Genomic DNA, 13,327 nt, shown 5'->3' on the forward strand with positions numbered 1-13,327 from the left:
ACGGCTGCTATGCTCTTTCCCCTCGATACGATGGGAAATACCATGATGTCCTTGCTGTTCCGGTGCTGCGCCGCCTTGTCGTTCCTGCTGCTGGCCCTGGTGGCCGCTGCGCCACCATCGGCGGCGGCCGGCGCCGCGACTGCGGCGCTGCCGCCGATCGAGGCCTTCTTCGCCGATCCGCAGCTGAGCGGCGCCGTGCTGTCGCCCAACGGCCGCTTCCTGGCGGCGATCTCGGGCGCGCCCGAGCGGCGCGACATGCTGGCCGTGATCGACCTGCAGACCAAGGCGACCAAGCTGATCGGCTACGAGCGGGTCGACGTGGACGACTTCCAGTGGGTCAACGACGAGCGCCTGGTGTTCGACGTCATCGACAAGCGGCTCGGCCCGGGCCACACCAACGTGGCCGGCGGCCTGTACGGCGTCGACCGCGACGGCGCCAACCTGCGCCAGCTGGTAGCGCGGCGCGAAGAGATCATCGAGACCTCGCTCAACAATTCCACGGCCTCGCGCCGGCTGCCCTGGCATACCTTCATGCTCGGCCAGCGCGGGGCTCAGGATTCGGACTGGATCTACGTGCGCAGCCTCGATTTTGACAGCCGCGGCGAAGTGCGCCACGTCGACCTGCTGCACCTGAACACGCGCACCGGCGCCAACCGCCTGGTGCCGCGCCCGAACGGCATCGTCGAGAGCTGGATGCTCGACAATGCCGGCCAGCCGCGCCTGGCGCTGGCGTCGGAAGACGGCAAGACGACGGTCCACTACCGCGACCCGGCCAGTTCGCAGTGGCGCGTGATCGCCACCTTCGATTCGTATGCCGGCGACGACAAGGCATTTTCGCCGCTCGGCTTCGGCGACGACGGCGCCCTGTACGTCAGCAAGTACAACGGCAAGGACACGGCCTCGCTGTACATCTTCGACTTCGCCACCGGCAAAGTCCGGCCGCAGCCGGTGGTCACCGCCGACGGCTACGACTTCGAAGGCGCCCTGGTCAGCCGCAACGGCAAGCTGCTCGGCGTGCGGGTGCTGACCGATGCCTACGACAGCGTCTGGTTCGATCCCGGCATGAAAGCGCTGCAAGCCAGGATCGACGCGCTGCTGCCCGGCACCGTCAACCTGCTGTCGGTGGCCTCCAAAGCCGATACGCCATGGGTGCTGGTGCACGCCTATTCCGACCGCGAGCCGCTCAGCTACATCCTGTTCGACACCGACAGCGGCAAGCTGACCCGGATCGGCGACACCTATCCCGACATCGATCCGGCGCGCATGGGGCGCCAGGATGACGTCAAGTATGCGGCGCGCGACGGGCGCGCCATCCCGGCGCTGCTGACCGTGCCTCCCGGCGGCGGCAAGAACCTGCCGCTGGTGGTACTGGTGCACGGCGGACCGTACGTGCGCGGCAGCACCTGGGGCTGGGATTCCGATTCGCAGTTCCTGGCCTCGCGCGGCTATGCGGTGCTGGAGCCCTCCTACCGCGGCACCACCGGCTTCGGCGAGACCCACTTCCGCGCCGGCTGGAAGCAGTGGGGACTGGCGATGCAGGACGACATCGCCGACGGCGCGCGCTGGGCCATCGCCCAGGGCATCGCCGACCCGAAACGCATCTGCATCGCCGGCGCCAGCTACGGCGGCTACGCCACCCTGATGGGCCTGGTGCGCGACCACGACCTGTACCAGTGCGGCGTCAACTGGCTCGGCGTCAGCGACATCAACCTGATGTACACCGGCTCCTGGCGCCTGGCGTCCGACCTGGGCAAGGAGTGGAAGAAATACGGCATGCCGCTCCTGATCGGCGACCAGGTCAAGGACGCGGCCCAGCTCAAGGCGACGTCGCCAATCGAACAGGCGGCCCGCATCAAGCGTCCGCTCCTGATGGCCTACGGCGGTGCCGACCGCCGGGTGCCGCTGTACCACGGCACCAAACTGCGCGACGCGGTGGGGCGCACCAACCGCCAGGTCGAGTGGATCGAGTACGAGGAAGAAGCGCACGGCTGGTCGCTGCCGAAGAACCGGGTCGATTTCTGGAGGCGGGTCGAGAAATTCCTGGACCGGCATATCGGCAAGGACGCCGCAAAGACAGCGCCATGAACCGCTTGCGCCATGCGCTGTGCACCATCGCCGCCGTGCTGTCGGCCGGCGCGGTACCCGCTATCGCAAGCGCCGCCGACACCGCTTCTGCCCGCGCGCCGATCGAACAATTCTTCGCCAATCCGCAATTCGCGCGTGCCGCGCTATCGCCCGACGGCCGCTTCCTGGCCGCGATTTCGGGCGCGCCCGGGCGGCGCGACGTGCTGGCGGTGCTGGACCTGCAGAGCAAGGCGCTGAAGATCGTGGCCGGCTATTCCAACGTCGACGTGCTGGCCTTCGAATGGGTCAGCGCCGGGCGCCTGCTGTTTTCGGTCAGCGACAAGCAGGTCGGCCCGGACGGCGCCTACCTGGCCGGCGGCCTGTATGCGGTGGACCGCGACGGCGCCGACCTGCGCCAGCTGGCGGCGCAGAACGGCAACAGCGGCGCCCCGGTCATCGGCAGCCGCCTGCAGAGCCAGCGCCTGCTGCCCTGGTATGCCGGCCTGCTGGGCCAGCGCGGCGCCCAGGATTCGGATTGGGCTTACGTGGAACTGCCGGACATCGGCAGCGCCGGCACGCTGCAGGCGGTCGACCTGCTGCACCTGAACACGCGCACCGGCCAGACGCGCAAGGTAGCGCGGCCCGGCCCGGTCTACCGCTGGCTGCTCGACGATGCCGGCGAACCGCGCCTGGCGCTGGCGGCGCAGGACGGCGTCACCAGGGTGCATTACCGCGATCCCGCCAATGGCCAATGGCGCGTCGTCGCCAGCTTCGATTCCTACACCGGCGGGCCGCAGGCGTTCGAGCCGCTCGGCTTCGGCAGCGACGGCGTGCTGTATGTCGGCAAGAACGACGGCCGCGACACCACCGCCCTGCACACCTTCGACTTCGCCAGCGGCAAGGTCAATCCGCAGCCGCTGATCGTCACCGACGGCTACGACTTCGACGGCGTGCCGGTCGGCCATCGCAGCAAGCTGCTCGGCTTCACACTGCTGACCGACGCTTACAGCAGCGTCTGGTTTGACAAGGACATGGCGGCTCTGCAAAAGAAAATCGACGCCCTGCTGCCGGGTACCAACAACCTGTTGTCGGTGGCCGGCCGCAGCGACGCGCCGTGGGTGCTGGTGCGCGCCTACTCCGACCGCCAGCCCTCGACCTGGCTGGTGTACCACGTCGCCAGCGGCGCCCTGAGCCGGGCCGGCGGTGCCCATCCCGCCATCGATCCGGCGCGCATGGGTCGCCAGCAGCCGGTAAAGTACAAGGCGCGTGACGGCCGCGAAATCCCGGGGTTGCTGACGCTGCCCGCGGGCGGCGGCAAGGGCTTGCCGCTGGTGGTGCTGGTGCATGGCGGCCCCTACGTGCGCGGCAGCAGCTGGGGCTGGGATGCCGAATCGCAGTTCCTCGCGTCGCGCGGCTATGCGGTGCTGGAGCCGGCCTTCAGGGGCAGCACCGGCTTCGGCCGCGCCCACTTCGAGGCCGGCTGGAAGCAGTGGGGCCTGGCAATGCAGGACGACATCGCCGACGGCGCGCGCTGGGCCATCGCCCAGGGCCATTCCGACCCCAAGCGCATCTGCATCATGGGCGCCAGCTACGGCGGCTATGCCACGCTGATGGGGCTGGTGCGCGATCCCGACCTGTACCGCTGCGGCGTCAACTGGGTGGGCGTGTCCGACATCAACCTGCTCTACAGCGGGCACTGGAGCTTCGAATCCGATCTCGGTGCGGCGTGGAAGAAATATGGCATGCCGACCCTGGTGGGCGACCCGCTCAAGGACGCGGCGCAGCTGAAGGCCACCTCACCGATCGATCAGGCGGCGCGCATCACCCAGCCGCTGCTGCTGGCCTATGGCGGAGCCGACCTGCGGGTGCCGATCGTGCACGGCACGCGCCTGCGCGACGCGGTCATGCGCACCAACAGGCAGGTGGAGTGGGTCGAGTATCCGCGCGAAGGACATGGCTGGTCGCTGCCGCAGAACCGGATCGATTTCTGGGGTCGGGTGGAGAAGTTTCTGGACCGGCACATCGGCAGGGATGCCGCACGCTGAGGCAAACCGCACGCTGAGGCAAACAACAACGGGCGCCCTCGGCGCCCGTTGTTCATCCAGCCATCGCCGGTTTATTCGACCACGGTCTGCGCCTGGCCTTCGGCACGGGCACGGATCTCGCCGATGCGATACACGGTCTCGCCCGCCGCCTGCAGCTGGGCGAACGCCGCATCCGCATTCTCTTTCGACACGATCACGGTCATGCCGATACCGCAGTTGAACACGCGGTGCATCTCGGCATCGGCCACGCCGCCGTGCTGCTGCAGCCACTGGAACAGCGGCGGCATGGTCCACGAGGAACCGTCCAGCACCGCGGTCAGATTGTCGGCCAGCACGCGCGGGATGTTTTCGACCAGGCCGCCGCCGGTGATGTGCACCAGGCCCTTCACTTCCATCGACTGCATCAGCGCCAGCAGCGGCTTGACGTACAGGCGGGTCGGCGCCATCAGCACGTCGGCCAGCTTGCGGCCGTGGAAGTCGGCTTCCAGGTCGGGATTGGCGACGCTAATGATCTTGCGCACCAGCGAGTAGCCGTTCGAGTGGATGCCCGACGACGCCAGGCCCAGCACCACGTCGCCAGGAACGATCTTGCTGCCGTCGATGATCTGCGACTTCTCGACCGCGCCGACCGCGAAGCCGGCCAGGTCGTATTCGCCGTCCGGGTACATGCCCGGCATTTCGGCGGTTTCGCCGCCCAGCAGCGCGCAGCCCGATTCTTCGCAACCCTTGGCGATGCCCGAGACCACGGCGGTGGCGGTGGCCACGTCCAGCTTGCCGCAAGCAAAGTAATCGAGGAAGAACAGCGGCTCGGCGCCCTGCACCAGGATGTCGTTGACGCTCATCGCCACCAGGTCGATGCCGACCGTGTCATGGCGGTTCAGCTCGAACGCCAGTTTCAGCTTGGTGCCGACGCCATCGGTGCCCGATACCAGGACCGGTTCCTTGAACTTCTTGCTGATCTCGAACAGACCGCCGAAGCCGCCGATGCCGCCCAGCACGCCTTCGCGCATGGTGCGCTTGGCCATTGGCTTGATTGCTTCGACCAGAGCGTCGCCGGCATCGATATCGACACCTGCATCGCGGTAGGAGAGAGAAACATTAGATGGTTGGTTCATGGTATTTGGCAGCGGAGGCGGTAAAATAGGAGGCGACCGGCGAAACTGGTCAATCCACTATTTTAGCAAAACGGTTCCCCACTTAACCCGTTTAACGAATATAACAACTAACTGCATGCCAATTTTCCGCACGTTCGGCATGATCCGAGTGACGCCATGAAACAGCTGGTGCTCGATTTAGGCGCCGAGCCGGCGCAGAGCCTCGACACCTTCCAGGTGGGCGAGAATGCCGAACTGGCGCACCTGATGCACCTGTTCGCCGAACGCGCGTCGCGCGAGCATTTCGCCTACTTGTGGGGCGACACCGGCGCCGGCAAGACCCACCTGCTGCAGGCGCTGGCCGCCAGCCCGGCCTCGCGCTACATCGCCTTCGACGCGCCCAAGGCCGACTTCGTGCACACGCCCGCAATCACCCTGTACCTGCTCGACGACTGCCACCTGCTGAGCAAACAGCGCCAGATCGACGCCTTCGCCCTGTTCAACCAGATCCGCGAGCACGGCGCCTACATGGTCTGCACCGGCCCGGTGCCACCGGCGCTGCTGCAGGTGCGCGAAGACCTGCGCACGCGCATGGGCTGGGGCCTGGTGTACCAGATCAAGGGCCTGTCGGACGACGAAAAGATCGCTGCCCTGACGCACGCCGCCGAGGCGCGCGGTTTGACGCTGTCGGCGAGCGTGTTACCCTATTTGTTGTCTCATTTCAAACGCGACATGCGTTCCCTGTCGACCATGCTGGACGCGCTGGACCAGTATTCGCTCGAAACCCAGCGCCCGGTCACGCTGCCTTTGCTGCGCGACCTGCTGCTGCAAGAGAACCTGCCGCTCGAACCCAAAGAATGAAAAACCTTGCCCTGTTTGACCTCGACCACACGCTGCTGCCGATCGATTCGGACCATGAATGGGGCGAATTCCTGGCGCGCGTCGGGGCGGTCGACGGGGACGCCTACCGCTCCCGCAACGACGCCTTCTTCGCCCAGTACAACGCCGGCGTGCTCGACCCGGTCGAGTACCTCGAGTTCGCGCTCGGCACCCTGGCGGGTTTTCCGCGCGCGCGGCTCGAAGCGCTCCACGCGCAATACATGCGCGAAGTGATCGAGCCCGCGATCCAGCCGCAAGCCCTGAAGCTGGTGCGCGAGCACCAGGAAGCCGGCGACCTGGTGGCGATCATCACCGCCACCAACCACTACATCACCGCCCCGATCGCGGCCGCCTTCGGCGTCGAGCACCACATCGCGGCGATGCCGGAGTTCGACGCCGACGGCAACCTGACCGGGCGCCTGGCTGGTACGCCGACCTCCGGTCCGGGCAAGATCGTGCACATGCACGCCTGGCTCGAACGTCTCGGACAGCCGTTCGAGAGCTTCGCGCGCAGCCACTTCTACAGCGATTCGCACAACGACATTCCGCTGCTTTCGATCGTGTCCCACCCGGTCGCCACCAATCCGAGCAAAGCGCTCGCAAGCCATGCGGCGCTGCAGGGCTGGCCAACCATCCGTTTATTCAATGATTAAAAAATTCATCCGCAAGATCCTGGGTGTGAAAGACCAGCAAGACGCGACCGACCCAAGCGAGCCGACCATCCTCGGCCCCGAGGAACACGGCATCGATCCGAAAAACGTGTCGTCGAACGCGATCCGCGTCACGCAGACGCTGCAGGAAGCCGGCTTCAAGGCCTTCGTGGTCGGCGGCGCCGTGCGCGACCTGCTGCTGGGCGTGAAGCCGAAAGACTTCGACATCGCCACCGATGCCACGCCCGAGCAGGTGAAAAAACTGTTCCGGCGCGCCTTCATCATCGGCCGCCGTTTCCAGATCGTGCACGTGATGTTCGGCCAGGACCTGCTGGAGGTGACCACCTTCCGCGGCAACGGCAGCGACAACGCGCCGAAGGACGAGCATGGCCGCGTCCTGCGCGACAACAACTTCGGTCCGCAGCACGAAGACGCCGCGCGGCGCGACTTCACCATCAACGCCATGTACTACGATCCGGCCACGCAATCGGTGCTCGATTACCACGGCGGCATGGAAGACATCCGCGCCAAGCTGCTGCGCATCATCGGCATGCCGGAAGCGCGCTACCGCGAAGACCCGGTGCGCATGCTGCGCGTGGTGCGCTTCGCCGCGAAGCTGGGCTTCACCATCGAACCGACCACGCGCGCACCGATTCCGGTCATGGCCCCCTTGATCGACAACGTGCCGGCGGCGCGCGTGTTCGACGAGATGCTGAAACTCCTGCTGTCGGGCCACGCGCTGGCCTGCCTGAAGGAGCTGCGTTCGGCCGGCCTGCACCACGGCCTGCTGCCACTGCTGGACGTGGTGCTGGAGCAGCCGATCGGCATGAAGTTCGTGACCCTGGCGCTGGAGTCGACCGACAACCGGGTGAAAGCCGGCAAGGGCGTCTCGCCGGGCTTCCTGTTCGCCTCGCTCCTGTGGCACCAGGTGCTGGAAAAGTGGACCGCCTATCGCGCGGCGGGCGAGTCGCCGATCCCGGCCCTGCACCTGGCGGCCGACGCCGTGCTGGAAACCCAGACCGAAAACCTGGCGCTGCAGCGCCGTATCGCCACCGACATGCGCGACATCTGGGCCATGCAGCCGCGCTTCGAGCGCCGTGCCGGCCGCGCGCCGTACAAGCTGCTGGAGCATCCGCGCTTCCGCGCCGGCTACGACTTCCTGCTGCTGCGCTGCGCCTCCGGCGAACTGCCGGCCGAAATCGGCGAATGGTGGACCGAGTTCTACGCGGCCGAAGGCGGCGAACGCGAACGCCTGGTGGCGGTGGCGAACACGCGCGAGCGCGAAGGCGGCGCCAGTGGCGGCGCGCCCAAGAAGCGCCGGCCGCGCCGTGGTCCGCGCAAGAACACTGGCGAAGGTGGTGAAGGCGGCGCGCCCGCCCCAGCCGCCGCCGGCGACGAATGATCGCCTACGTCGGCGTCGGCGCCAATCTGGGCGACGCCCGCGCCAACGTGCTCGATGCGCTGGCACGGCTGGCGGCCTTGCCCGGCGGCGCGCTGCTGCACACGTCCGGCCTGTATCGCACGGCGCCGATCGACTCCAGCGGTGACCATTACATCAACGCCGTGGCCTGCCTCGAGACCAGCCTTGACGCGCACGCGCTCCTGGGGGCGCTGCAGGAGATCGAACAGGCCCACGGCCGCGAGCGGCCCTACCGCAACGCGCCGCGCACGCTCGACCTCGACCTGCTGCTGTATGGCGACGAAGTGATCGATACCCCGACCTTGAGCGTGCCGCACCCGCGCATGCACGAACGCGCCTTCGTGCTGGTGCCGCTGTACGAGATCGCGCCCGATGCCGTCATCCCCGGCCTCGGCCTGGCGCGCGACTTCGGGCCGCAGGTCGCGGATCAATCCATCTACAGGATCGATTGAGCATGAATCTACCTGTCTGGGCCCAGACCGCGGGCTTGCTGGTCATGTCCAACATCTTCATGACCTTCGCCTGGTACGGCCACCTGAAGGGCTTGCAGAACCGCGCCTGGTATGTCGCGGCCCTGATCAGCTGGGGCATCGCGCTGTTCGAGTACCTGCTGCAGGTGCCGGCCAACCGCATCGGCCACACCCAGTTCTCGCTGGCGCAACTCAAGATCATGCAGGAGGCGATCACGCTCAGCGTGTTCGTGCCGTTCGCGATGTTCTACATGAACGAGCCGTTCAAGCTCGATTACGTGTGGGCCGCGCTGTGCCTGGTCGGCGCGGTGTACTTCATCTTCCGTTCCTAGACCGTGTTTGGCCGGGCGCCTGCAGGTTCGCGGGCGCCGCATTACACTACGCGGTCTGAACGTTCTGTTTTTCCAAAGGATTCATTGTATGAGCGGATATTTGCAGGGTAACGACATGGCCGGCGCTCCCGCCGCCGCACCCTCCCCCGCACCGGCGGCCAAGCCGGTCCCCAAGGCCGTGACCGTGCCTTCGCTGCTCGCCATGCGCGCGGCCGGCAACAAGATCGCGATGCTGACCTGCTACGACGCCAGCTTCGCCTCGCTGATGGACCGCTGCGGCGTCGAGATCCTCCTGATCGGCGATTCGCTGGGCATGGTCTGCTCGGGTTTCGACTCGACCCTGCCGGTGACCGTGGCCGACATGGTCTACCACACCGCCGCCGTCGCGCGCGGTAATAAAAACGCGCTGGTGCTGGCCGACATGCCGTTCGGCAGTTACGGCAACCCGCAGCAGGCCTACGACAGCGCGGTGCAGCTGATGCGCGCCGGCGCCCAGATGGTCAAGATCGAGGGCGGCGCCTGGCTGGCCGACACCGTGCGCCTGCTGGTCGAACGCGGCATCCCCGTGTGCGCCCACATCGGCCTGACCCCGCAGTTCGTGCACCAGCTGGGCGGCTTCAAGGTGCAGGGCAAGACCGGCGAAGGCGCCGACCGCCTGAAGAACGACGCGCTGGCGCTGCAGGCTGCCGGCGCCGCGGTGGTGCTGCTGGAAGCGGTGCCGGCGGCGCTGGGCAAGGAAGTCACCGACATCCTCGACGTGCCGACCATCGGCATCGGCGCCGGCCCCGATTGCTCGGGCCAGGTGCTGGTGATGCACGACCTGCTGGGCGTGTTCCCGGGCCGCAAGGCGCGCTTCGTGAAGAACTTCATGGACGGCCAGACCAGCATCGACGCCGCTGTTTCCTCCTACGTGGCGGCGGTAAAGGACGGCAGCTTCCCGGCGCCGGAGCACTGCTTCTAAGCCATGAGCGCGCAGCCGGAGACGTCGCCGCTGTCACGTCTCTTCCTGGCCCTGTGGCCGGAACCAGGCGTGCGTCACCAGCTGCGCGAAGCGCGCGACCTGTGGCAGTGGCCGCGCGGCGCCGGGCCGGTGCATGCCGACAAGCTGCATGTGACCCTGCATTTCCTGGGCAGCGTGCCGACGGCACGCCTGCCCGAGCTGCTCGATGGCTTCAGCGTGCCGTTCGAGCCATTCCGGCTCCATCTCGGCAAGCCAGTCCTGTGGCCGCAAGGGATCGCGGTGCTCGAGCCACTATCCGAACCGCCTGAATTGCTGGCCCTGCATGCGCGCTTGCGCGATGCGCTACTCGCACTCGGCCTGCAGCCGGAAGCGCGCACCTACCGTCCGCACGTGACGATGGCGCGCCGCGCCGCCGGCGCCACCTTTCCAGAAACTGCCCCCGCAATCGCATGGGACGTCGCCGGCTACGCACTGGTCGAATCCAGGACCGGCGACGGCGGCAGCTATACTGTCCTGCACGAATACCGGTAGCGTTGGCGGCTGCGCCGCCGACGCGGTGATCGTTACCAGATGCTGTTCGCGCACGGGCCGATTACCGCCGGTTGAACGCGTCGGCGGCGCAGCCGCCAACCCTACCGCTTTAAACCCGCACACCTACCGCGATCTCCAGTTCCGACAACCGGCGTCACCAGGGCATACGTCGCATTGCGATCGTCGGAAGATTCGACGACACATATCCAGCCAAACGATCCGCAAGAAATGCAGGGATCGATTCCGGTGACGTTACTTCGAACCCGATCTGACCGTAGAACTTTACAAGATGATCGTATGGCAGGCAGTACGCCATGCCTGTGTCGAGATAAGGCAGACAATGGCCGAGCAAGGCGCGGCCCACGCCTTTCCTTTGGGCGTCAGGGTCCACCTGCATACATCGAAGTACGAGCACACCTCTTTCCTTGCAGAGGCGCACAACTCCCAGTAGTCGACCATTGAACCGGGCGGCAAGCGCTACGTCAGCTGGGGATACACCGCCACCATATCCTACGGTCTCATAGAACGCCCGAATTTCAGCCAGGCCGCAGGCGTCGACAACATCCACCTCGATCATTGCCATCCGCTCTCGCTTTGCTATCTGTTCATCAGTTTTCGACGACTTTCCGGATGAACCAGGACTCACGACATCGCCGGCGCCGGCGGCGCCGGTTCATCCGGCAGCGGAATGAATTCGGCATCGTCGGCATCGGGCAGCTTCATGCGCCCGGCCTTCCAGTCGGCTGCCGCCTGCCCCAGCCGGTCCTTGGACGACGAGACGAAATTCCAGTACAGGTAACGCTCGCCGACCGGCTCGCCGCCCAGCACCATCACCGTCGCCCGTTCCAGCGCCCGCACGCGCGATGCGGCCGCGCCCAGCACCAGCATGCGGCCGCTCTCGTGGCGCATGCCATCGATCTCGACTGCGCCGGTGGCGATGTACAGCGCGCGCTCGGCATAATCGTTCGGAATCTCGGCAGTCGATCCGGGCGCCATGTCGAGGTGGGCGTAGAACAGCGGCGAATGGGTCGCGGCGCCGGCCGTGAGGCCGTAGGCGCTGCCGGCGATCAGCTGTCCGGCCACGCCCGCGTCAGTCCATTGCGGCAGGTCGGCGCCGGCGTGGTGCGAGAAGGCGGGATCGATTTCTTCTTTTCCATCGGGTAGCGCGACCCAGGCCTGGATGCCGTGCAGGCGGTCACCGTGCGCGCGCGCGTGCTCGAAGCGCTCGCTGTGCGTGATGCCGCGGCCGGCCGTCATCCAGTTGACTTCCTGCGGTCGGATCGGCTGTTCATAACCCAGGCTGTCGCGGTGCATGATCTCGCCCGAGAACAGATAGGTCACGGTCGACAGGCCGATATGCGGATGCGGACGCACGTCGACGCTGCGCTCGATCCCGGCCGGCAGGTCGACCGGCCCGATGTGGTCGAAGAAGATGAAGGGGCCGACCATGCGCCGTTTGGCAAACGGCAGCACGCGGCCGACTTCGAAGCCGCCGCCGAGTTTGCGGCGGCGCTGTTCGATGATCATGTCAATCATGGTGTTCTCCTTCAGGTTGTCGGACAGTCATGCGCACTATGTTACGTGGTTTCGCTACCTTCACTTGCGCGTCAAAATCCGCGCATTGAGCGCAATCACCAGGCCCGCCAGCGACAGCATCCCGAGCGCCATCGTCACGCTGGAATGCATCGCCACCCAGCCCAGTACCGGCGGCGCCAGCAGCAGGCCGCCATAGCCCAGCGTGGCCACCGCCGCCACCCCGGCGCCGGGGCTCATGCCCGGAATGCGCCCGCCGGCGCCGATCAGGAGCGGTACCACGTTCGCCGCGCCCAGTCCGATCAGCGCGAAACCGCACGCCGACAAGGCGAAGTGGGTGCTGGTCACCGCCAGCGCCAGGCCGGCGAACATGGCCAGGCCGCCGATCGCCATCACGCGCACCGCGCCGAAGCGCACGATCATGCGGTCGCCGGCGAAGCGGCAGGCCGCCATCGCGATAGAGAACGCTGAAAAACCCAGCGCCGCCGACGCTTCCGAGGCGCCGGTGCGTTCGCGCATCAACAGCGCGCTCCAGTCGACCAGCGCCCCTTCGATCGCGAAGCACAGCAGCGCCAGCAGGCCTAGGCTGATCGCCGCCCCGCGCGGCAGCGCGAAGTGGCTGGCGCCGTCGGCATGGGGTGCGAACGCCATCACGCGCGGCGCCACCAGGATCAGCATCACGGCACTGGCGATGGCCATCGCCAGCGCGCCCTGTCCGTGCCCCAGGCCTTGCCCGATCAGCACCCCGCCGATGCCGGCGCCGAACAGGCCGCCCAGGCTGAAGAAGCCGTGGAACGACGACATGGTCGGCAGTCCGCGCGCGGTTTCGACCTCGCTGGCATTGGCGTTCATGGCCACGTCCAGCGCCCCGTTGCTCACGCCGAACAGGAAGGCCGCGCCGAACAGCAGCGGCAGGCTGGGCACGGCCATGATCACGCCCAGCATCAGCGCGAACGCGAAGCCCGAGATCAACACCATGCGCCGCGTGCCCCAGCGCCCGGTCAGCCCGCCCATCAGCGGCATCGCCAGCAGCGCGCCGGCGGCGATGGTCAAGAGCACCATGCTCAGCATCCCGGTGGTGATGCCCATGCGCGCCTGCACCGTCGGCACGTGCGCCGCCCACAGGCCGATGCCGACGCCGTTGAGCAGGAAGACGGTGGAGATGGCCCAGCGGCCGGCGTCGACGGTGCGGGTAGTGGCGGTGGCGGCATGCTGCATGCGAAGGTCCTTGGATGCGGGAACGGGCGCTTGATTAGGCGGACAGAACTGGTTTGCTACTCTACCCAAGCGATGCAAAGCAGACAAGCATACCGATAATTTATATGGGAACAACAGCTTGGGATTAATC

Annotated in this window: 13 protein-coding genes; 9 read left to right on the forward strand and 4 right to left on the reverse strand. The window is 67.0% G+C overall.

Going from position 1 to position 13,327, the window contains the following annotated elements; all coding sequences use genetic code 11:
* Window positions 1-42 precede the first annotated feature (42 nt).
* Both RTQ83_RS07835 and RTQ83_RS07840 read left to right on the forward strand, forming a co-directional pair.
* Entirely contained in the window at window positions 43-2,085 is a 2,043-nt protein-coding gene (locus tag RTQ83_RS07835; RefSeq protein WP_312512937.1) for an alpha/beta fold hydrolase, read from the forward strand.
* Complete coding sequence (locus RTQ83_RS07840; protein WP_312512939.1) at window positions 2,082-4,109, forward strand: prolyl oligopeptidase family serine peptidase; 2,028 nt, start codon at window positions 2,082-2,084, stop codon at window positions 4,107-4,109. The genes RTQ83_RS07835 and RTQ83_RS07840 overlap by 4 nt, the downstream gene beginning before the upstream one ends.
* Window positions 4,110-4,180: 71 nt before the next feature.
* Here RTQ83_RS07840 and purM read toward each other — a convergent pair whose 3' ends face one another.
* Window positions 4,181-5,224, reverse strand: coding sequence for a phosphoribosylformylglycinamidine cyclo-ligase (purM, locus tag RTQ83_RS07845; protein WP_312512941.1), 1,044 nt, complete (start codon window positions 5,222-5,224; stop codon window positions 4,181-4,183).
* A 156-nt stretch (window positions 5,225-5,380) separates the two neighbouring features.
* Here purM and hda point away from each other — a divergent pair, with 156 nt between their 5' ends.
* From hda to thpR, 7 genes are all read left to right on the forward strand, one after another.
* Window positions 5,381-6,064, forward strand: a complete 684-nt coding sequence (hda, locus tag RTQ83_RS07850) for a DnaA regulatory inactivator Hda (RefSeq protein WP_312512943.1) — start codon at window positions 5,381-5,383, stop codon at window positions 6,062-6,064.
* Window positions 6,061-6,735, forward strand: a complete 675-nt coding sequence (locus RTQ83_RS07855) for an HAD family hydrolase (RefSeq protein WP_312512945.1) — start codon at window positions 6,061-6,063, stop codon at window positions 6,733-6,735. Before hda ends, RTQ83_RS07855 begins: the two co-directional genes overlap by 4 nt.
* On the forward strand, window positions 6,728-8,134 hold the full coding sequence (pcnB, locus tag RTQ83_RS07860) for a polynucleotide adenylyltransferase PcnB (protein WP_312512947.1): 1,407 nt from the start codon (window positions 6,728-6,730) through the stop codon (window positions 8,132-8,134). Before RTQ83_RS07855 ends, pcnB begins: the two co-directional genes overlap by 8 nt.
* On the forward strand, window positions 8,131-8,604 hold the full coding sequence (gene folK, locus RTQ83_RS07865; protein ID WP_312512949.1) for a 2-amino-4-hydroxy-6-hydroxymethyldihydropteridine diphosphokinase: 474 nt from the start codon (window positions 8,131-8,133) through the stop codon (window positions 8,602-8,604). Before pcnB ends, folK begins: the two co-directional genes overlap by 4 nt.
* Window positions 8,605-8,606: 2 nt before the next feature.
* Entirely contained in the window at window positions 8,607-8,954 is a 348-nt protein-coding gene (locus RTQ83_RS07870; RefSeq protein WP_312512952.1) for a DMT family protein, read from the forward strand.
* Between the two features lie 88 nt (window positions 8,955-9,042).
* Window positions 9,043-9,915 (forward strand): 3-methyl-2-oxobutanoate hydroxymethyltransferase, encoded by an 873-nt coding sequence (panB, locus tag RTQ83_RS07875; protein WP_312512954.1) that lies wholly within the window; start codon window positions 9,043-9,045, stop codon window positions 9,913-9,915.
* Window positions 9,916-9,918: 3 nt separating this feature from the next.
* Window positions 9,919-10,446: an RNA 2',3'-cyclic phosphodiesterase gene (gene thpR, locus RTQ83_RS07880; protein WP_312512956.1), complete on the forward strand. Its 528-nt coding sequence runs from the start codon at window positions 9,919-9,921 to the stop codon at window positions 10,444-10,446.
* Window positions 10,447-10,600: 154 nt separating this feature from the next.
* Here the strand turns inward: thpR and RTQ83_RS07885 are convergent, their stop codons facing one another.
* The 3 genes from RTQ83_RS07885 to RTQ83_RS07895 are packed head-to-tail and all read right to left on the reverse strand — an operon-like array spanning window position 10,601 to window position 13,197.
* On the reverse strand, window positions 10,601-11,029 hold the full coding sequence (locus RTQ83_RS07885) for a GNAT family N-acetyltransferase (protein ID WP_312512958.1): 429 nt from the start codon (window positions 11,027-11,029) through the stop codon (window positions 10,601-10,603).
* Between the two features lie 59 nt (window positions 11,030-11,088).
* Window positions 11,089-11,982, reverse strand: coding sequence for a pirin family protein (locus RTQ83_RS07890; RefSeq protein ID WP_312512960.1), 894 nt, complete (start codon window positions 11,980-11,982; stop codon window positions 11,089-11,091).
* 60 nt (window positions 11,983-12,042) lie between these two features.
* The gene (locus tag RTQ83_RS07895; RefSeq protein ID WP_312512962.1) at window positions 12,043-13,197 is read right to left on the reverse strand and encodes an MFS transporter; all 1,155 of its coding nucleotides are present in this window, start codon (window positions 13,195-13,197) and stop codon (window positions 12,043-12,045) included.
* Window positions 13,198-13,327 lie beyond the last annotated feature (130 nt).

The sequence above is a fragment of the Massilia sp. genome (genome assembly GCF_031995545.1).
GTDB lineage: Bacteria > Pseudomonadota > Gammaproteobacteria > Burkholderiales > Burkholderiaceae_D > Telluria.

Bases quoted from the DNA above. Each gene is read 5' to 3' on its own strand.
- RTQ83_RS07835 (WP_312512937.1), top strand. From the start codon at position 43: ATGATGTCCTTGCTGTTCCGGTGCTGCGCCGCCTTGTCGTTCCTGCTG.
- RTQ83_RS07840 (WP_312512939.1), top strand. From the start codon at position 2,082: ATGAACCGCTTGCGCCATGCGCTGTGCACCATCGCCGCCGTGCTGTCG.
- purM (WP_312512941.1), bottom strand. From the start codon at position 5,224: ATGAACCAACCATCTAATGTTTCTCTCTCCTACCGCGATGCAGGTGTC.
- hda (WP_312512943.1), top strand. From the start codon at position 5,381: ATGAAACAGCTGGTGCTCGATTTAGGCGCCGAGCCGGCGCAGAGCCTC.
- RTQ83_RS07855 (WP_312512945.1), top strand. From the start codon at position 6,061: ATGAAAAACCTTGCCCTGTTTGACCTCGACCACACGCTGCTGCCGATC.
- pcnB (WP_312512947.1), top strand. From the start codon at position 6,728: ATGATTAAAAAATTCATCCGCAAGATCCTGGGTGTGAAAGACCAGCAA.
- folK (WP_312512949.1), top strand. From the start codon at position 8,131: ATGATCGCCTACGTCGGCGTCGGCGCCAATCTGGGCGACGCCCGCGCC.
- RTQ83_RS07870 (WP_312512952.1), top strand. From the start codon at position 8,607: ATGAATCTACCTGTCTGGGCCCAGACCGCGGGCTTGCTGGTCATGTCC.
- panB (WP_312512954.1), top strand. From the start codon at position 9,043: ATGAGCGGATATTTGCAGGGTAACGACATGGCCGGCGCTCCCGCCGCC.
- thpR (WP_312512956.1), top strand. From the start codon at position 9,919: ATGAGCGCGCAGCCGGAGACGTCGCCGCTGTCACGTCTCTTCCTGGCC.
- RTQ83_RS07885 (WP_312512958.1), bottom strand. From the start codon at position 11,029: ATGGCAATGATCGAGGTGGATGTTGTCGACGCCTGCGGCCTGGCTGAA.
- RTQ83_RS07890 (WP_312512960.1), bottom strand. From the start codon at position 11,982: ATGATTGACATGATCATCGAACAGCGCCGCCGCAAACTCGGCGGCGGC.
- RTQ83_RS07895 (WP_312512962.1), bottom strand. From the start codon at position 13,197: ATGCAGCATGCCGCCACCGCCACTACCCGCACCGTCGACGCCGGCCGC.